This is a genomic window from Cupriavidus basilensis (genome assembly GCF_000876015.1).
GTDB classification, from domain to species: Bacteria; Pseudomonadota; Gammaproteobacteria; order Burkholderiales; family Burkholderiaceae; genus Cupriavidus; species Cupriavidus basilensis_B.
Genome location: NZ_BBQM01000024.1, coordinates 247,051 through 263,964 on the forward strand (window position 1 = coordinate 247,051; position 16,914 = coordinate 263,964).

Sequence of the window (16,914 nt, forward strand, 5' to 3'; positions counted from 1 at the left end):
GCACCTTGGTCACACCTCGGCAGCACCTCGGCCGCGCACCTCAGCCATGCGCTCGCATGCCGGCCGCGCGCGGGATCTCGGGCCGCCAGCCGGCTTCGCTCAGCAGCGCCGTCATGGCCGTGTGCAGGTGCTGCGCCACCACCGGCTTGTGCAGCAGCGCCGCGCTGTCGGCATGGACGCTGCGCAGGCGGTCCGGCGCGGTGTCGCCGGTGATGATGACGGTGGGGATGGGCCGGCCCAGCCGCGCGCGGATGGCTTCCATCGCCTGGCTGCCGGTGCGCTCGCCGCGCAGGCGGTAGTCGGCCAGCAGCAGGTCGGGCTTGAAGTCGTCGAGCGTGTCCAGCGCTTCGTCCTCGGACTCCACCGCGAGGCAGGCGGCCTGCCAGCTTTGCAGCAGCTCGCGCATGGCGGTGCGGATGTCGGGGTCGTCGTCGAGCACCAGCACGCGCAGCCCGTTCAGCGCGGGCCGCGGCAGCAGGCCGGCGGCGATGTCGTCCGGCGCGTCCTCGGGCTGCGCGGCCTGCATGGCCTGCGTGGCATGGCCCATGAGCGGCAGGGCGAAGCGGAACACCGAGCCGCGCCCGGGGCGCGAGTTGAGCAGCACGCGGGTCGAGATGGTGCGCGCCAGGCCTTCCACGATGGCCAGCCCCAGCCCCAGCCCCTTGCGCTGGTCGCGCTCCGGGTTGCCGAGCTGGTGGAACTCGCGGAAGATCGCGCGCCGCTGGCCCAGCGGGATGCCGATGCCGGTATCCCAGACTTCCAGCACCGCCGTGTCCCGCCGCAGGCGGCACGCCACCAGCACGCCGCCCTGGCTGGTGTAGCGGATGGCGTTGGCGATCAGGTTGCGCAGGATCAGCTCGACGAGGTTGGGGTCGGCGAACACCGCGACGGTGGTGTCGCGCGTGCGGTAGAACAGGCCGCGCGCGTCGGCCTGCGGCGCGAACTCGTTCTCCAGCTTGTAGAGCATCGGCTGCAGCGGGAACAGGCGCGGCCGCGGCGTGATCACGCCGGCATCCACCTTGGAGAAGTCCAGCAGCGTGTTGAGCATCTCGCGCGCCGCGCCCGAGGCCGCCTCGATATGCGCCAGCAACTGGCGCTGCTTGTCGTTGAGCTCGGAGCGGCCCAGCGTGACCACGAACAGCCCGAGCGCGTGCAGCGGCTGGCGCAGGTCGTGGCTGGCCGAGGCCAGGAACACGGACTTGGCGCGGTTGGCTTCCTCGGCCTCGCGCTGGGCGGATTCGGCGCGCGCGGTCTGCTCGCGCAGGCGCGCGATCAGCTCCACGTTGGCGAAGCGCAGCGCGATGGCGTGGCGCGCCACGCGCGCGTAGTTGCGCGCGAACACCATCAGCACCGCCAGGTAGAGCGGCGCGCCGAGGAACATGGCCAGGTAGGCGGTGTCCCCGGTGGCGACGAAGACCGCCCACACCGGCACGATGGCCGGCACGAAGAACCCGATCGCCACCGGCAGGCACGCGGAGAACACCGCCAGCGCGGCGGCGCTCATGCCGGCGATCAGCGACAGGATGCAGATCACCGTGGCCGGGGAGCCGACGTCCATGTAGAGCCACGCGGCCAGCCCCCACAGGCCGCCGATCACCGTCAGCAGCGCCGTCATGCCGCGCGCGTAGGCGCCGGCGCCGGTCTCGCCGGTGCGGTCCGGCATGGCGCGCCGGCCGAAGTGGCCCAGCGCGCAGCACGCCGCCAGCGCGGCGGCCCAGGCGAACGCGCCGGGGTGGCGGTTGCCCACGCTCAGCCCCAGCGCGAGGATCAGCCCCGCCAGCGCGCAGCCCAGCATGGCGATGCCGAAGCTCTGGTCGATCAGTTCCATCTCCGCGGCCAGCAGGCGCGGTTCGTCATAGCGGGGAACGGGCAGCGCCATGGCTCACCTGCCGTTCTGGACCAGGCCGCGGCGCTGCGCCTCGAGCACCGCTTCGACGCGGCTGACCACGCCGAGGTGGTCGAGGATGGCCGCCACGTGGACCCGCACGGTGTTCTCCGAAAGGCCCAGGTGATGCGCGATGATCTTGTTGGAGCGGCCCAGGCTGAGCTGCTCCAGCACCTCGAGCTGGCGCGGCGTCAGCGAGCTGGCCTGGTAGGCGCCGCCGCCTGCGCTGCCTGCGCCGCCGGCGCCGCCGGGGTTGCGGGACGCGCCGTCCGCGGTGCCGGCGCTGTCCGGCAGCGCGTCGAGGTCGGGGCCGAAATAGGTCTCGCCGCCGAGGACGCGGGCGATGGCCTGCTCGATCTGCACGCTGTCCGCCGATTTCGGCAGGAAGCCCGCGATCTCCTTGCGCGCCGCGTCCGGAATGGCGTCCAGCCCGGACGTGCCGGAGACGATCAGGATGCGCGCCGCCGGGAAATGCCGGCGCAGCACCTTGACGCCCTCGAGGCCGTTGAGCCCCGGCATCTGGATGTCGAGCAGGATGATGTCCACGGCCGCGCCGCGGTGGTCCTGCACCGCGCCCATGACCGAGCCGGCCTCGATGATGCCGGCCACGCTGGGGCTGTCCGCCAGCACCAGGCGCAGGCCGGTGCGGAACAGGGTGTGGTCGTCGATCAGCAGCAGTCGGGCGTTGAGCATGGGGGCGGTGGGCGGCACGGTGGCCGTGGCAGAAAGACTAAGCATAGCAAGCGCCCCGCCGCGAAGCCGCGCGCGCGATGCCGAGGGCCGAAGGGCGCATTGGACTCGATTCTTGCCGCACTGTCCATCACCCCTACCTTCGAGGGGAAAGGTTTCGCCGCCGGCCCCCGCCGATTTCCCGCCAGGCCGCGCCAGCGCTGGCTTCGCGGGGTGCCGGAGCGGCCCTGCGGCGGGCCGCACTAGTCCGGAAAGATTATTTCGCCGCCGGGGCCCCGCTGTCACCATGCAGGCGTGGGCGATTTCCGCGACTCGCTCATACCACTTTTCTTGCCCACAACCACCCGGCTGTGGGCTTTTTTTCGCCTGTACGATCCGTGCGCCTCGCAGGGTCGATCGGCGCCATCGGCGCCGCATGGCCGGCGGCGGCGCGCGCCCGATGCGGCGCTGCCCGCGCCCGTTGCCCTGCCTGCCCCGCATCGTCGTGTCCGCCTCCGGCCCGCTCAACCCCGTTCAGTCGATCAGTCGATCAGCTTGCCGGCCGCGTCGAAGAACGGATGGTCCGCGCCGAACTCGCCGATCACCGTCGCGTGGCTCGCCAGCCCGTGGGCCGGATGCCACCAGTGCAGCAGATAGCCCGGCGGCTCCATGCGGAAGCGCGAGGCCGCGCGCGGGTCGAGGTCGAGCGTGACCTGGTGCGCCGGCCCCGGCGCGGTCATGGCGATGGTGCCGCCGAAGCGGTGCACGATATGGCGATGCAGGTGCCCGCACAGCACGCGCTCCACCTGCGGATGGCGGCGCACCACGGCTTCCAGCAGGCCGGCGTTCTCCAGCCCCTGCTGGTCCATGTGGCCGATGCCGGTGTGGAACGGCGGGTGGTGCAGCATCAGCAAGGTCGGCCGCGCCGGCGCCGCCGCCAGCGTGGCTTCGAGCCACGGCAGCGCGGCCGGCTCGACGCGCCCGCCCGGCTGGCCCGGCACCGTGCAGTCGAAGGCCACCAGCCGCAGCGGGCCCGCGTCCACGCTGTAGTGGACGGGCGCGTCGCCGTCGCCGTTGGCGAACAGGTAGGCGTGGTCGGCGAACACGCGGCGCAGCGAGGCGCGGTGATCGTGGTTGCCCGGCAGCAGGTGCAGCGGCAGCGGCAGGCCGGCCAGCAGGCCGCGCAGGAAGCGGTACTCCGCCTCGCTGCCGAAATCGACGAGGTCGCCGGTGACGATCACCGCGTCGGGCCGCTGCGGCGCGGCCAGAATGGTGTCGATGCAGCGCCGCAGCGCGCCGGCGGTATCCACCATGCCGTAGGACAGCTTGCCGCCGGCCTTGATGTGCAGGTCGGTGATGTGGGCCAGCAGGTAGCTGCCGGCGTCGCTGCCGGGGGCGCCTGCGGCGGGGTCTTGGTTCGGGGTGTTCATGTGTGGCTTGTGCGGTGCGGATGCGGTGCCGATGCGGTATTCGTTGCCCGTTGCTTCAGGCGGCGCGCGCTTGCGCCAGCGTGATCAGGTGGCCGGTGTCGAGGCGCAGGCCGACGCGGTCGCCCGGGTGCCAGCCGTCGCGCCGCGTGGTGTCCACCACCAGCGGCGCCGGCGCGCCCACGTCCACCAGCAGGCGCGTGTAGTTGCCGAGGAACAGCGCCGTCACCACCGCGCCGCCCAGGTGCGCGTCCTCGGGCCGCGCCAGCGCCACGTCCTCGGGGCGGAACAGCAGTTCGGCGTTCTGCGCGGCGGCCACATTGGCCACATCGGCCGCGCACGGCACCAGGCCGCCGGGCACGCGCCAGGCGTTGCCTTCCAGCGCGGCCGGCAGGCGGTTCATGGTGCCGATGAAGTCCGCCACGAAGGCGTTGGCCGGCGCGCGGTAGATCTGCTGCGGCGTGCCGGCCTGGGCGATGCGGCCGCGGTCCATCACGATGATGCGGTCGCCCAGCGCCATCGCCTCGGCCTGGTCGTGGGTGACGTAGACCGCGGTGATGCGCAGGCTGCGCAGCAACTGGTTGATGTCGGCGCGCAGCGCGTCGCGCAGCTTGGCGTCGAGCGCGGTGAGCGGCTCGTCGAGCAGCAGCACGCGCGGCTGCACGGCGATGGCGCGCGCCAGCGCCACGCGCTGGCGCTGGCCGCCGGAGAGCTGGTCGACGCGGCGCTCGGCGAACGGGCCGAGGTGCATCATCGCCAGCATCTCGTCCACGCGGCGGCGGCGCGCGGCGGCATCCACGCGGCGCACGCGCAGGCCGTAGGCGATGTTCTCCGCCACCGTCATGTTGGGGAACAGCGCGTAGCTCTGGAACACCATGCCCACGCCGCGCCGCTCGATCGGCAGCGGCGTGACGTCGTTGTCGCCGAACATGACCACGCCGCCGGCGTCGGGATATTCCAGTCCGGCGATGATGCGCAGCGTGGTGGTCTTGCCGCAGCCCGAAGGCCCGAGCAGGACCACGGTCTCGCCGGCGCCGATCTCCAGGTCGAGCGGCTCCAGCGCCAGCGTGCCGTCGGCAAAGGTCTTGCCGCAGCGGTGCAGCGTGATGGGAGTGGGTTCATGCATGGCGGGCCTCGGAAGCGGGAAGCGGATCGGCGCCGGCAAGGCTCTCGGCCACGGCGTCGTCGGCGGGCGGCCGGTGCCGGCGGGCGCGCGCGCCGAGCGCGCTTGCGGCCTGCATCAGCACCAGCAGCGGAATGATCATGAAGAAGAACACGATGGTGTAGGCCGAGCCGATCTCCAGCCGCATCGAGGCATAGCTGTCGGCCAGCCCCACGGGCAGCGTCTGGGTGGTGGGCGTGTGCAGCATCCAGGTCAGGTTGAACTCGCCCACCGACAGCGTGACCACCATCAGCGCGCCGGCCAGGATGCCCTGGCGGCAGTTGGGCAGCACCACCGTGAAGAAGCGCTGGACGCGCGTGGCGCCCAGGCTGGCGGCGGCGTCCTCGAGCGTGCGGATGTCGATGGCCGACATGATGGCCAGCACCGAGCGCACCATGAACGGCAGCGTGAACAGCACGTGCCCGACCAGGATGAACACCCAGCTGGTGCGGAACGCCTGCCAGCCGCCGTACAGCAGGATCAGGCCCAGCGCCGTGGCCAGCCCGGGGACGGCCACCGGCAGCATCAGCAGCTCCTCGATCAGGCGCGTCACGCGCCCGCGCCGCAGCGCCATGTAGTAGGCGGCGGGCACGCCCAGCGCCAGCGTGCAGGCCAGGCAGGCCAGCGCGATGCCGAGCGACAGGAAGATGGTGTTGCGGTAGAGCGACCACACCTCCGCCAGCCAGCGCGTGGTCAGGCCGCTGGCCACGCCGATGAAGATGTTGTTGGTCAGCCCGGCCAGCACCGACAGCACCACCGGCACCACCATGAACAGGCACACCAGCAGCGCCAGGGCAAGCTGCAGCCAGTAGGCGCCGCCGCGTCGTCGTGAATGCATCATGTGCGCGCTCCTCAGGCGGTGGCGGCGACGGCGTCGCCGGAGAACCAGCGCGCCAGCGCCAGCAGGGCCCACGTCACCGTGCCCAGCAGCACGGACAGCGCCGCCGCCATGCCGAAGTTGGCGTAGTTGGTGAACTCGTTGTAGATGGTCAGCGGCAGCACGTCGAGCTGCGTGGCCAGCGTGAACGCCGTGCCGAACGCGCCCATGCTGGTGGCGAAGCAGATCGCGCCGCTGGAGATCATGGCCGGCATCAGCGCCGGCAGCATCACGTCGCGCACCACGCGCCAGCGGCCCGCGCCGAGCGAGCGCGCGGCTTCTTCCAGCGAGGCGTCGAGCTTGGCCACCGCGGCCATTACGGTCAGGATCACGCGCGGGATGGAGAAATACAGGTAGCCGACGAACAATCCCGTCAGGCCGTAGGCAAAGGTCCAGCGCTCGCCGGCCAGCCAGTCGCCGGCCATCGCCAGCAGGCCGTTGCGCCCGCCCAGCATGATGACCATGAAGCCGATCACCACGCCGGGGAAGGCCAGCGGGAAGGTCAGCATGGCTACCAGCAGCGCCTTGCCCGGCACCGCGTTGCGCTCGAGAAAGGTGCCCGTGATGCCGGCGATGACCAGCGTGGCCAGCGTCACCGCGGCCGACAGCAGCACCGTGACCAGCAGGCTGTGCAGGTAGCGCTGGCTGGAGAGCACGGTCCAGTAGACGCTGGCGCCGTCCTTGCCGGCGATGCTGATGGCCAGCAGCTTCGCCATCGGCAGGCAGAAGAAGGCCACGAACACGATCAGGGCGGGCAGGGCGAAGAGGAGAAGAGGAAAGGGCTTCTTCATGGGCTGGGCGCGCCGCGGCGCGGGCCGGTGGAGGCGGGTTCGCGCGGCGCCGGCACGGGCGCCGCGGCTGGAATCGGCGGCGGGCCGGGAAGCCCGCCGCCGGCTGCGGCCGGAGCCCGCGCCGGCCCAATGGCTGGCATGGGCTGGCATGGGCTGGCATGGGCCGGCATGGGCGGTCATGCCGCGTTCAGCGGACTTCCTTCAGGTAGGTTTCGCTGAACGCCTTCTGCGCATCGGCCATCTTGCCGAAATCCACCGGCTTGGCGCGCGCGTAGTCCGCCGCGGGCAGGAATTTCGCCTGCACTTCCTTCGGGATGCCGGCGCTGCGCACCGGGCGCAGGTAGGCGTTGGCCCACAGCGCCTGGCCGGCGTCGGACAGCACGAAGTCGAGCACCTTGCGGCCTTCGGCGTCGTGCGGCGCCTTGTTGACCAGGCTCATCACGTAGGGCACCACCACCGTGCCTTCCTTCGGGATCACGAAGGCCACGTTGGCGTTGTCCTTGTAGCGCGCGCGATAGGCGTTGAAGTCGTAGTCCAGCAGGATGGGGATCTCGCCCGACAGCACGCGCGCGTAGGCGGTCTGCTTGGGCACGATGGGCTGGTTCTTCTGCAGGTCCTTGAAGTACTTGAAGGCCGGGCCGAAGTTGTCCATCGAGCCGCCCATCGCCTGGTTGACCGCGACCGCGCCGACGTAGCCGACGAAGGCGCTGGCCGGGTCGAGGTAGCCGACCAGGCCCTTGTACTCGGGCTTGAGCAGGTCGGCCCACGACTGCGGCACCGGCTTGCCGCGCAGCGCGTCGACGTTGACCATGAAGCCGAGCGTGCCCGAGTGGATGGCGAACCAGTTGCCCTGCGGGTCCTTGAGGCCGTCCGGGATGTCGTTCCAGTGGGCCGGCTTGTAGGCGGCGGTGACGCCGTCCTTCTTGGCCTGGATGCCGAAGGTCACGCCGTAGTACACCACGTCGGCCACCGGGCTGGCCTTCTCCGCCACCAGTTGCGCGAGCGACTGGCCGGAGTTCTTGTTGTCGTGCGGCACGGTGACGCCGGTCTTTTCCTTGATGGCGCGGATCTGCGCGGCCCAGTCGGCCCATTCGGGCGGGCAGTTGTAGCAGATCGCGGTCTGGGCGGCCACGCCCTGGCTGAAGGCGGCGGCGCCGAGCGCGATGGCGATCCAGCGTAGCGGTTTGTGCCAGGAACGGCTTGCTTGCATGGTGAACTCCTTGGTTGCGGACTGGGGCTGGGGGAATGGGTCGGGGGTCATGCCTTGCCTCGCGCCGGCGCGGCGACCGTGCCGCCCAGGCGCAGCCCGTGCGGCAGCAGCGTGACGCGCGCGCCGCCGGGCGCGGCGGCGGGGTCGAAGCGGGCCAGCAGGCGCGCCACGGCGCGCTCGCCGATCTCGGCATTGGGCTGCACCACCGAGGCCAGCGGCGGCTCCACCAGCGCGCCGAGCGCGATGCCATCGCAGCCCAGCACGGAGATGTCGCGCGGCACGCGCAGGCCGAGGCGCTTGAGGTCGGAGATCACGCCGATGGCGAGCAGGTCGTTGGTGCAGAAGAAGGCGCTGGGCGCGTCCGGCCCCGTGGCCAGCGCGCCGATCTGTTCGGCGTTGCTGGCGGTATGGCTGGGCAGGCACAGCGCCGGCGCCGGCGCCAGGCCGTGCGCGCGCATCGCGTCGCGGTAGCCGTCGAAGCGCTGGCGCGCGCGGTCGGAGGCGGCGAAGGCGCCCGAGACCACGCGGATGCGGCGGTGCCCGGCGGCGATCAGCGCCGCCACGCCCTCGCGCGCGCTGGCGCGGTTGTCGACCGACACCGAATGGCGCTGGCCGCGCGCGGCGGCCTGGTTGTAGGCCAGCACGTAGGGCACGCCTTCGGTGTCGAGCTGGTCGAGCACGGCGCTGCGCGCGGCGTCGGCCACCGTCAGCACCATGCCGTCGACGCGGTGGCGCAGCAGGTATTCGATGCGCTCGCGCTCGCGCGCGGGGTCGTAGGCGCTGGTCACGAGCATCAGCGAGTAACCGGCGGCCAGCGCGGTGTCTTCGATGCCGCGCCAGCAGTCGGCGAACACGGCGTTCTCCAGCGTCGGCAGCATCACGCCGAACATGCGGCTTTGCTGCGCGCGCAGCTTGCTGCCGAGCAGGTTGGGGCGGAAGCTCAGTTCGCGCGCGGCGTCGAGCACGCGCTGCACGGTGCTCTTGCGCACCAGGCCCGGGCTGTTGAAGGCGCGCGATGCCGTGGCCAGCGATACGCCGGCGGCCTGCGCCACGTCCACGAGGGTGGCGGCGGCGTCGTGCGGGACGGCGGGCGAGCGTTCCTGGTTGCGGTTCACGTTGATGGCGCGGGTCGGGTTCGGGGAAGGAGCCAAGACGTTTTCCAGAAATGAAAACGTTTTCATTCAAGTCGCAAAAAAATCGGGCAGCAAGCCTTTGTGATATTGCGGCGCGTGAGCGAAACCCGCGCCGGCAAGGCGATAACCCGTTACAGCGCGGATTGTGGGGATGGTGCGTGACAGCACGATGACAGCGCCGGGCGCGGCGAAAGCGCCTGGATGCGTCCGGCGATGCCGTGGGCAGCGTGACTGTGACGGTGGCGGTGCCGGGCGCGGGCGTGACGCATGCCGGCTGCTGGCGCTGCGGCGGAGCGTCACAAACGTCACGTGGTGTTTGCCCGGCCGGCCGGTGGCCGCCCGGGCGCGGGGCCGCCCGTGATGCCGCGCCAACGCAGGGAGCGCCCCGGCAACGGCGTGACCGGGGCGCGTGGCGCGCCGTCAAGTCGGCGCGCGGCTGGCGGCGTGAGACGTGATCCTGGGCGGCGCCTTTACGCGCCCGGTGGCGGCCAGGCCGGGTGAAGACCTGGCGCGGCGCTCATTGCGGCTTGCCGCTGGTCATCGCCGCGAGCACGCCGTCGCGCCGGATCAGCCCGTGGTACAGCGCCGCGGCGAAGTGCGCCAGGACGGTGGCGAACAGCAGGAAGGCGAGCACCGTGTGGGCCGCGCGCAGCGGCGCGTACAGCGCGGCGCTGTGCGGCAGGATCGGCGGCAGTTGCGCCTGCCCGTAGAGCACGATCGGGTAGCCGCCCGCCGACTGCATGCCCCAGCCGATCAGCGGGATCGCGAACATCAGCACGTACAGCAGCACGTGCGACAGATGCGCGGCGACGCGCTGCAGCGGCGGCAGCGAGGCCGGCAGCGGCGGGGGCGGGTGGATCACGCGGTTCACCAGCCGTAGCGCCGCCAGCACCAGGATGGCGACGCCGAGCGGGCGGTGGATCGACAGCAGCAGCACATAGCGGTCCGAGACCGTGGCGACCATGCCCACGCCGATGAACAGCATGGCCAGGATCAGCGCCGCCATCAGCCAGTGGAGCAGCCGCGACGGCAGCGAGAAGCCGGGAGCGTGGGGTCTCATGATTTGCCTCCTGCGTTCACTTCCTGCCGCGTGACCGCGCTCGGCGGCTTCTGGCCCCGCTCGTTCTCGCGCAGCGTGAAGGAGCGGGCATAGGCGGCCGAGCGGGCGCTCGGGATGTCGTCGGCGGAGGTGGTGATGCCGGCGGGCAGGATGGCCGGGTCGAAATTGATGTCGGTGCAGCTGCCGCCATCGCCGCCGCCGTCCTCGCTCGCCACCTTGTCGATCGTCACCGTGCCGATGTCGATCTTGCGCCGGCTGGCGGGCCAGGCCTTGTCGGGCTCGACCGGGTCCTGCGGCTCGCCGACCGTCACCACCATCTTCCACTGCGCGGGGTGCCGCGCCACGTCGGAGATCAGCGCGTCGAACAGGTAGTTCGGATCGGCGGGCTGCGGCTTGGCCGCCGGCTCGAACGGCGTGACCGCCTCGGCGGACCAGCGCACCGGCACCGTGGCGCCGGCCTTGTCGACGAACAGGAAGGTATCGAGCGCGTTGTAGGTGCTGTTGGCGAAGCCGGACGACACCGCGCGCTGGCCCACCACGCCGACCGCGGCCACGAAGTCCGGGTGCGCGTCGGCGAACGCCTTCATCCTGGCGGGGTCGGGCTTGCCGGTCTTCGGGTCGGGCACCGACGAGATCATCTGGTCGTAGAACGCCTGCACCGTGCTGAACGGAAACACGGGAATGTCCACCATCGCCGTGCGCCATTCCTGCGCGCCGGCGGGCTTGAACTGCAGGGCGAGGCTGCGCACCAGGCCCGGGCCGTCCGGCACGAACGGCATGCCGCCAGCGAAGGCGAAGCGCCCGGCCACGGGCACGCGGCCCGGCGCGAGCAGCGCCGCGCGGGAAAGCGCGGCGCCGGCGCCGTTGCTGTCGAACCAGCCGCTCGCGCACAGGCCCTTGGCGTGATTGCGGCGGAAGCCGGCGTGCTTGCCGTTCGCGGCCTCGAACCCGAAGATGACCCGGTCCTGCGTGAGCCGGCCCGGCGACAGCCATCCGCCCGCGTAGGCGAAGGCGCAGGCGAGCACGAGCGTCGCCGCCCCGATGCCGCCGTACCGGAGGGTGGCTGCGCTGGCGCTCAGCCGGGGTTTTCCAACGTCGTCGCTCATAGCCACTCCTTTGCCGTGCGGTGGGGGAAGTTCTCTGTCTGGTGGGGATTCTGCAGTATTCCCGCGCGGCGCCTTCTTGGTATCGCCTGCTGGTTTGCAGATTCGCACTGTGGCACGGAATGGCCCACGCCGTATGAGGACGCGGGCGGGAATGGCGCGCGTCACTTTTTCCGCGGGGCGCGCATGGCATGGTGTTTGCGGCGGTATCGGACCATGCCGCCGCCGGCGGCCATCCAAGAAAGGAAACTGCCATGACCCGATCACCCCGCAAAGAACCCGGCCACGCCGCCGGGCCCGCTCGCAGCGGCGGCGCCACGCGCGCCCAGGACGGCCTGGGCAGTCCGCAGCCGCGCCTGCCGCACGAGCACGACGAAAGCCACCACAGCCAGCACAGCGGCCCGCGCAAGGAAGTCCAGCAGGCCGGGCGCGACATCGAGCGCGGGCTGGAGGACACCGACCTCTACCGCACGCGCGGCAAGCGCGCCGGCAGGCAGCCATAGACAGCCGGGCGCTGCCGGCCGGGGCAACGCTTGCTGCGCGTATCGACATATTGAAACGTCCCGGCAATTCGGGACGCGAGATGAAGAACCTGCATCCCATGCTGGTCCTGTCGCCGAAAGCATTCAACGAGCGAACCGGCATTGTGATCGGGCTACCGATGACGACGGCCGAGTTCAACGACACCAATCCGTTCGCAATCAAGTTCAAGGGGCCGAAGAGCATGACGAGCTACGTGCTCGCGCATCAGCCAAAATCATTCGACTGGCGTGCCCGCGGAGCGAAGGCCCACCCGTGGAAGCAGGTTCCCGCGGACGTTTTTGCCGCGGCGTGCGAGCAGTTGAACCAGATCATTGCCATCGGCGAATAGCGAAAGACGGTGTCGCAGAGTAGACCTGCCCGCTGGTGAACTGAGTGAAACGGGTGAAGCGGGTGATGCGGCCCGATGACAAGGAAGCCAGTCTGTTGAGCCACGATCGCCGGCGCACGAAGGATCGTGTGCCGGCCGGTTCAATAAGTGGCTCTGGATCGATGTGCACCGGACCGTGACCGAACAACGGCAACGCGGCGGGGCTTTCGCCCCGCTCCCGCGCCGCCGCGATGCCGTCAGCGTTGCCCGCCTTGCTGGCCGCTCTTCTGCCCTTGCTGGTTCTGCTGGCCGGCCTGGTCGGTCTTCTGGCCATGCTGGCCCTGCTGGCCCTGGCCGCGGTCCTGTTGCTGCTGCTGGTCGCCCTTCTGGTCGTGGCTGCCGGACTGGGAGCCTTGCTGACCCGATTGCTGTTGCTGCTTGCCTTGGTCTTGCTGGCCTTGGCCGGATTGTTGCTGTCCCATCGTGCTCTCCGTGGCGCGGCGGAATGCCGCGTGACGGGAAAGGGTGCAAGCCGCGTGCCACGCGCGGTGGCGCCCGCGCCGCCCGGCGCGCGCCGCATACCCGCGAGGCGCGCGCCGGCAAGGGATCGCCGCCGCGCGCAAAGGTCGCGCAAAAGCAGGGAGGCGCCATCGGGCCGCGCGGAAGTCGGCCGGGCGTCATATGCGCGGCGCCACTTTCACGCACCCGCGCCGCGGTTTCCCGGCGTTTTTTACAACGTCCGCGATTTTTACTGGTGGCGCAGGGGTTGCCCGGTATTTGCGGTTGCGAGCCCGCGCGAAGGTCCGGGCAGGTGGCGTCGAGGCTGCGGCGCGGCTCAGGCCGCGAGATGGAAGCCGGGCAGGCCGAACGCCGCGCTGGCGCGCGGCGCTTCCGGCTCGCCGGCGTCGAGCAGCCGCACGGCGGCCGGGCCCACGGTATTGGCGCAGGCCGCCGCCAGCGCGCGCGCATGAGGCAGCCCGGCCTGCCGCGCCAGCCAGTCGCCGGGAATGCCCCGACCGGTGGCCAGCAGGTAGAGCGCGTGCGCCACGCGCTGCTCGCGCAGCAGCACGCGCAGCGCCTCGCCCTCGGCGAACAGGCGCGCGCGCACCAGCCGCGGCGGCACCTGCCAGCGCTCGGACACCAGCGCGGCGTCCCACGCCAGCCGCGGCAGTTCGAACATCGCGCCGGCCAGCGCGCGCGACCAGCATTTCTCGGCGGCGCCCTGGCCGTGCGGCAGGCCGCCCAGCGTCATGCGCGGGCAGGCCGCGTCGGGCACCGCGCGCAGCGCCAGCGCCGTGTCCTGCCCGGTCCTGGGCAGCAGGTCGCAGTCGAAATAGGCGAAGGCCGGCACCACGAAGGGCTTGCCCGGCACCACCTCGCGCCGCGCGTTGGCGTCGCGCAGGCGCGCGCCGCCGCGCAGGGCGTCCACGCGCACGGCGAAGGGAAAACGCAGGTGGGACAGGCGCAGCTCGGTGCTGCTGACGAGGGCCATGCGAGGTTCAGGGGCGCGGCTGGCGCGCATGCCGTGGGCATGCCGCGCGCGGACGGAAAAGCCGCATTGTACGTGGGTCGGCGCGCCAGATTGTCGTCGCGGCGACCATTGCCCGCGCTACAGCTCCGACAGCCCGACCCGCCGCAGCCGCTCCAGGTCGGTCACGCGGATGCTCTGGTAGGAGATGTCGACCATGCCGTCGGCCGCCAGCCGGCGCAGCGCCTGGTTGACGCGCTGGCGCGACAGGCCGGTGAGCAGGCCGATTTCCTCCTGGGACAGCTCCAGCACGGCGTTCGTGCGCGGATAAAGCGCCGCATGGAACAGTTGCGCGATGGCCTGCGCCACGCGCGCGTCCGCGCCCAGCAGCCGGTCGTTCTGCACGGTGGCGATGAACTGGCCCATGCGCTCGTTGAGCTGGCGCACCACGAAGCTGGAGAAGGGCAGGCTTTCGGCCAGCAGCGTGTGGAACACCGTGTCCGGCACCAGCGCGATGCGCGAGTCGCGGATGGCGATCACGTCGTAGCGGCGCGCCTCGCGCTTGATGACGCTGCCCTCGCCGCACCAGCCGCCGGCCGGCACGCCGGAGAACGTGCAGCCGCGCCCGTCGGGCGTGTAGACCGCCAGCTTGATGAGCCCGCTTTCCACCCCGATCCAGTAGCGCGAGGGCTCGCCCCGGCGCGCCACGAAGGCGCCCGCGGCGAAGTCCTGCATCACCGTCTGCCGCGCGGCCAGCGCCTGGTGCTGCGGCGCCAGCGCCGCGAACCACTCGTGGCGGGCAAGCAGCACGGCGGGCGGCTCGGGCGTGGCGGCAGGGGCTGTGGCGGCGGGGGCGGCGGTCCCGGGCAGTCCGGCGGAGGCAGGGGGGAGGGGCAGGCTGGACATTGATGTGGGTCAAGCCCGGAGCGCTGGCCAGGCGGGCACTGTCATCCGGACGACAAAGCTTTGTCGTGTGGGATGATAGCCTTGCGCAGCAAAAAGTAACAGCGACCGGCGGCGCAGTCAGCGCCCGGCGCAAGCGGAGACCAGCAATGCCAACCGATTTCGACACCGGCCTGGGCAAGAACCCGGCCAACCACGTTCCCCTCACGCCCCTCGACTACCTGGCCCGCGCCGCCGCGGTCTATGGCGAGCGCCTGGCCATCGTGCACGGCCCGGTGCGCCAGACCTGGCGCGAAACCTATGCGCGCGCGCGCCGCCTGGCCAGCGCGCTGGCGCGCCTGGGCGTGGGCAAGGGCGATACCGTGGCGGCGCTGCTGCCCAACACGCCGGCGATGGTGGAAGCCCACTTCGGCGTGCCGATGGCGGGCGCGGTGCTCAACGCGCTCAACATCCGGCTCGATGCCTCCAACCTGATCTTCATGCTGCGCCACGGCGAGGCCAAGGTGCTGCTGGCCGACACCGAGTTCGCCGACCTCGCGCGCCAGATCGCCAACGAGATCCCGGGCCTGAAGGTGGTGGCCGTGATCGACGCGCTCGGCCCGCAGGACGCGCCGCGCTTCGCCGAGACCGACTACGAGGGCCTGCTGGCCTCGGGCGACCCCGACTACGACTGGCAGATGCCCGCCGATGAATGGGAAGCCATCGCGCTCAACTACACCTCGGGCACCACCGGCGACCCCAAGGGCGTGGTCTACCACCACCGCGGCGCGGCCATCAACGCGGTCTCCAACATCCTCGAGTGGGACCTGCCCAAGCATGCGGTCTACCTGTGGACGCTGCCGATGTTCCACTGCAACGGCTGGTGCTTCCCGTGGACCATCGCCGCGCGCGCCGGCGTCAACGTGTGCCTGCGCAAGTTCGAGCCCAAGCTGGTGTTCGACCTGATGCGCGACGAGGGCGTGACCCACTACTGCGCCGCGCCCATCGTGCACACCGCGCTGGTCAACGCGCCGCCGGCCTGGCGCGAGGGCCTGCGCGGCCCGGTGCGCGGCATGGTGGCCGGCGCGCCGCCGCCGGCCGCGGTGCTGGCGCAGATGGAGGCGATGGGCTTCGAGCTGACCCACGTCTACGGCCTGACCGAAACCTACGGCCCGGCCGCCGTGTGCGCCGAGCAGGACGACTGGGCCGCGCTGTCGCAGGAAGAGCGCGCCACCAAGAAGGCCCGGCAGGGCGTGCGCTACCACCTGCAGGCCGACGTCGCCGTGCTCGACCCGGACACCATGCAGCCGGTGGCCGCCGACGGCGAGGAAATCGGCGAGATCATGTTCCGCGGCAACATCTGCATGAAGGGCTACCTCAAGAACGAGCGCGCCACGCGCGAAGCCTTCGCCGGCGGCTGGTTCCATACCGGCGACCTGGGCGTGCGCACGGCGGACGGCTACGTCAAGATCAAGGACCGCAGCAAGGACATCATCATCTCCGGCGGCGAGAACATCTCCAGCGTGGAGGTGGAAGACGCGCTCTACCGCCACCCGGCCGTGCTGGCCGTGGCGGTGGTGGCCCAGCCGGACGCCAAGTGGGGCGAGACGCCATGCGCGTTCGTCGAGCTCAAGGACGGCGCCAGCGCCACCGCCGAGGAGCTGATCGCGCACTGCCGCACGCTGCTGGCCGGCTTCAAGGTGCCCAAGGCGGTCTATTTCGGCCCGCTGCCCAAGACCTCGACCGGCAAGATCCAGAAGTTCGAGCTGCGCCGCAAGGTCAAGTCGGATACGGCGATCGACGTCTGACGATGTTTTCCGGTCCGTGGCGCGTTCAGTCGCGCCCGGCGGACTCGGCAGGGCTTGCCCGAAGCATTTCGAGAATGGGGGCTGACTTGGTCATGGAGCAGGAATTCGCTGGACTTGGCGTGCTGTTCGTTGCCGGTTTCGGTCCGATCACCAAGGATTCGGAGAGCAGTCGCGCCCTTTACGTGGATACGCTTGGCTTGCCCCTCAAGCCTTATGGCGACAACAAGGACTACTTGCTGTCCGAGGCGGGCGCCTTGGAGGGAATCAAGCATTTCGCGCTGTGGCCGTTGGCGCAAGCGGCCCGGTCCTGTTTCGGCTGCGAGACCTGGCCTGCCGATTTGCCGACGCCGCAGGCCTGGCTGGAGTTTGACGTCGAGAATATCGCCGTTGCCACCGAAGGATTAATGGCCAAGGGCTACCATTTGCTGATCTCCAACCGGGAAGAACCCTGGGGCCAGAAGGTGACGCGCTTCCTGAGCCCGGAAGGACTGCTGGTTGCGGTGAGTGAAACGCCGTGGCTGCGAACTTCCTGACCGCCCCGGTGAGGCTCGCGGTGAACGGATAAGTCCGGCCTGCTGCCGCGCGCCCG

At 71.1% G+C, this 16,914-nt stretch carries 17 protein-coding genes; 4 read left to right on the forward strand and 13 right to left on the reverse strand.

Features of this window, described 5'->3' with window-relative positions; translation table 11 throughout:
* Nucleotides 1–40 precede the first annotated feature (40 nt).
* The 10 genes from KF708C_RS27025 to KF708C_RS27070 form a co-directional block, all read right to left on the reverse strand.
* Nucleotides 41–1,879, reverse strand: coding sequence for an ATP-binding response regulator (locus tag KF708C_RS27025; RefSeq protein ID WP_020204746.1), 1,839 nt, complete (start codon nucleotides 1,877–1,879; stop codon nucleotides 41–43).
* 3 nt (nucleotides 1,880–1,882) lie between these two features.
* Nucleotides 1,883–2,578, reverse strand: a complete 696-nt coding sequence (locus KF708C_RS27030) for a response regulator (protein ID WP_020204745.1) — start codon at nucleotides 2,576–2,578, stop codon at nucleotides 1,883–1,885.
* A 518-nt stretch (nucleotides 2,579–3,096) separates the two neighbouring features.
* Nucleotides 3,097–3,984: a phosphodiesterase gene (locus KF708C_RS27035; protein ID WP_059414136.1), complete on the reverse strand. Its 888-nt coding sequence runs from the start codon at nucleotides 3,982–3,984 to the stop codon at nucleotides 3,097–3,099.
* A gap of 55 nt (nucleotides 3,985–4,039) precedes the next feature.
* Entirely contained in the window at nucleotides 4,040–5,107 is a 1,068-nt protein-coding gene (locus KF708C_RS27040; RefSeq protein ID WP_059414138.1) for an ABC transporter ATP-binding protein, read from the reverse strand.
* Nucleotides 5,100–5,981 carry an ABC transporter permease gene (locus tag KF708C_RS27045; RefSeq protein ID WP_029043967.1) on the reverse strand — a complete coding sequence of 294 codons (882 nt, stop codon included), beginning with the start codon at nucleotides 5,979–5,981 and terminating at the stop codon, nucleotides 5,100–5,102. The genes KF708C_RS27040 and KF708C_RS27045 overlap by 8 nt, the downstream gene beginning before the upstream one ends.
* 14 nt (nucleotides 5,982–5,995) lie before the next feature.
* Entirely contained in the window at nucleotides 5,996–6,811 is an 816-nt protein-coding gene (locus tag KF708C_RS27050; protein WP_020204741.1) for an ABC transporter permease, read from the reverse strand.
* A gap of 187 nt (nucleotides 6,812–6,998) precedes the next feature.
* Entirely contained in the window at nucleotides 6,999–8,021 is a 1,023-nt protein-coding gene (locus KF708C_RS27055; RefSeq protein ID WP_020204740.1) for an ABC transporter substrate-binding protein, read from the reverse strand.
* A 47-nt stretch (nucleotides 8,022–8,068) separates the two neighbouring features.
* A complete protein-coding gene (locus KF708C_RS27060; protein ID WP_082079956.1) occupies nucleotides 8,069–9,172 on the reverse strand; it encodes a substrate-binding domain-containing protein in 1,104 nt (367 codons plus the stop codon).
* Nucleotides 9,173–9,671: 499 nt separating this feature from the next.
* Nucleotides 9,672–10,214, reverse strand: coding sequence for a cytochrome b (locus KF708C_RS27065; RefSeq protein WP_020204738.1), 543 nt, complete (start codon nucleotides 10,212–10,214; stop codon nucleotides 9,672–9,674).
* The gene (locus KF708C_RS27070) at nucleotides 10,211–11,320 is read right to left on the reverse strand and encodes a catalase family peroxidase (RefSeq protein ID WP_059414139.1); all 1,110 of its coding nucleotides are present in this window, start codon (nucleotides 11,318–11,320) and stop codon (nucleotides 10,211–10,213) included. The genes KF708C_RS27065 and KF708C_RS27070 overlap by 4 nt, the downstream gene beginning before the upstream one ends.
* Nucleotides 11,321–11,571: 251 nt before the next feature.
* Between KF708C_RS27070 and KF708C_RS36005 the strand changes: the two genes are divergently transcribed.
* Both KF708C_RS36005 and KF708C_RS27075 read left to right on the forward strand, forming a co-directional pair.
* Nucleotides 11,572–11,820 (forward strand): hypothetical protein, encoded by a 249-nt coding sequence (locus tag KF708C_RS36005; RefSeq protein ID WP_156173972.1) that lies wholly within the window; start codon nucleotides 11,572–11,574, stop codon nucleotides 11,818–11,820.
* 80 nt (nucleotides 11,821–11,900) lie between these two features.
* Entirely contained in the window at nucleotides 11,901–12,188 is a 288-nt protein-coding gene (locus KF708C_RS27075) for a type II toxin-antitoxin system PemK/MazF family toxin (RefSeq protein ID WP_156173973.1), read from the forward strand.
* Between the two features lie 236 nt (nucleotides 12,189–12,424).
* Here KF708C_RS27075 and KF708C_RS27080 read toward each other — a convergent pair whose 3' ends face one another.
* The 3 genes from KF708C_RS27080 to KF708C_RS27090 all read right to left on the reverse strand — a co-directional run bounded on the left by KF708C_RS27080 (nucleotide 12,425) and on the right by KF708C_RS27090 (nucleotide 14,445).
* Nucleotides 12,425–12,649, reverse strand: a complete 225-nt coding sequence (locus KF708C_RS27080; RefSeq protein WP_020204733.1) for a hypothetical protein — start codon at nucleotides 12,647–12,649, stop codon at nucleotides 12,425–12,427.
* 353 nt (nucleotides 12,650–13,002) lie between these two features.
* Nucleotides 13,003–13,659 carry a hypothetical protein gene (locus KF708C_RS27085; RefSeq protein WP_063923067.1) on the reverse strand — a complete coding sequence of 219 codons (657 nt, stop codon included), beginning with the start codon at nucleotides 13,657–13,659 and terminating at the stop codon, nucleotides 13,003–13,005.
* A gap of 117 nt (nucleotides 13,660–13,776) precedes the next feature.
* On the reverse strand, nucleotides 13,777–14,445 hold the full coding sequence (locus KF708C_RS27090) for a Crp/Fnr family transcriptional regulator (protein WP_020204731.1): 669 nt from the start codon (nucleotides 14,443–14,445) through the stop codon (nucleotides 13,777–13,779).
* Between the two features lie 242 nt (nucleotides 14,446–14,687).
* Between KF708C_RS27090 and KF708C_RS27095 the strand changes: the two genes are divergently transcribed.
* The gene (locus KF708C_RS27095; RefSeq protein ID WP_020204730.1) at nucleotides 14,688–16,325 is read left to right on the forward strand and encodes an acyl-CoA synthetase; all 1,638 of its coding nucleotides are present in this window, start codon (nucleotides 14,688–14,690) and stop codon (nucleotides 16,323–16,325) included.
* A gap of 92 nt (nucleotides 16,326–16,417) precedes the next feature.
* Complete coding sequence (locus tag KF708C_RS27100; protein WP_059414250.1) at nucleotides 16,418–16,858, forward strand: glyoxalase/bleomycin resistance/dioxygenase family protein; 441 nt, start codon at nucleotides 16,418–16,420, stop codon at nucleotides 16,856–16,858.
* The last annotated feature ends 56 nt before the right edge of the window (nucleotides 16,859–16,914 follow it).

Coding starts and splice junctions, on each gene's coding strand:
- KF708C_RS27055 (WP_020204740.1), bottom strand. CDS start 8,021: ATGCAAGCAAGCCGTTCCTGGCACAAACCGCTACGCTGGATCGCCATC.
- KF708C_RS27030 (WP_020204745.1), bottom strand. CDS start 2,578: ATGCTCAACGCCCGACTGCTGCTGATCGACGACCACACCCTGTTCCGC.
- KF708C_RS27075 (WP_156173973.1), top strand. CDS start 11,901: ATGAAGAACCTGCATCCCATGCTGGTCCTGTCGCCGAAAGCATTCAAC.
- KF708C_RS27035 (WP_059414136.1), bottom strand. CDS start 3,984: ATGAACACCCCGAACCAAGACCCCGCCGCAGGCGCCCCCGGCAGCGAC.
- KF708C_RS36005 (WP_156173972.1), top strand. CDS start 11,572: ATGACCCGATCACCCCGCAAAGAACCCGGCCACGCCGCCGGGCCCGCT.
- KF708C_RS27070 (WP_059414139.1), bottom strand. CDS start 11,320: ATGAGCGACGACGTTGGAAAACCCCGGCTGAGCGCCAGCGCAGCCACC.
- KF708C_RS27100 (WP_059414250.1), top strand. CDS start 16,418: ATGGAGCAGGAATTCGCTGGACTTGGCGTGCTGTTCGTTGCCGGTTTC.
- KF708C_RS27040 (WP_059414138.1), bottom strand. CDS start 5,107: ATGCATGAACCCACTCCCATCACGCTGCACCGCTGCGGCAAGACCTTT.
- KF708C_RS27065 (WP_020204738.1), bottom strand. CDS start 10,214: ATGAGACCCCACGCTCCCGGCTTCTCGCTGCCGTCGCGGCTGCTCCAC.
- KF708C_RS27080 (WP_020204733.1), bottom strand. CDS start 12,649: ATGGGACAGCAACAATCCGGCCAAGGCCAGCAAGACCAAGGCAAGCAG.
- KF708C_RS27050 (WP_020204741.1), bottom strand. CDS start 6,811: ATGAAGAAGCCCTTTCCTCTTCTCCTCTTCGCCCTGCCCGCCCTGATC.
- KF708C_RS27095 (WP_020204730.1), top strand. CDS start 14,688: ATGCCAACCGATTTCGACACCGGCCTGGGCAAGAACCCGGCCAACCAC.
- KF708C_RS27045 (WP_029043967.1), bottom strand. CDS start 5,981: ATGCATTCACGACGACGCGGCGGCGCCTACTGGCTGCAGCTTGCCCTG.
- KF708C_RS27025 (WP_020204746.1), bottom strand. CDS start 1,879: ATGGCGCTGCCCGTTCCCCGCTATGACGAACCGCGCCTGCTGGCCGCG.
- KF708C_RS27085 (WP_063923067.1), bottom strand. CDS start 13,659: ATGGCCCTCGTCAGCAGCACCGAGCTGCGCCTGTCCCACCTGCGTTTT.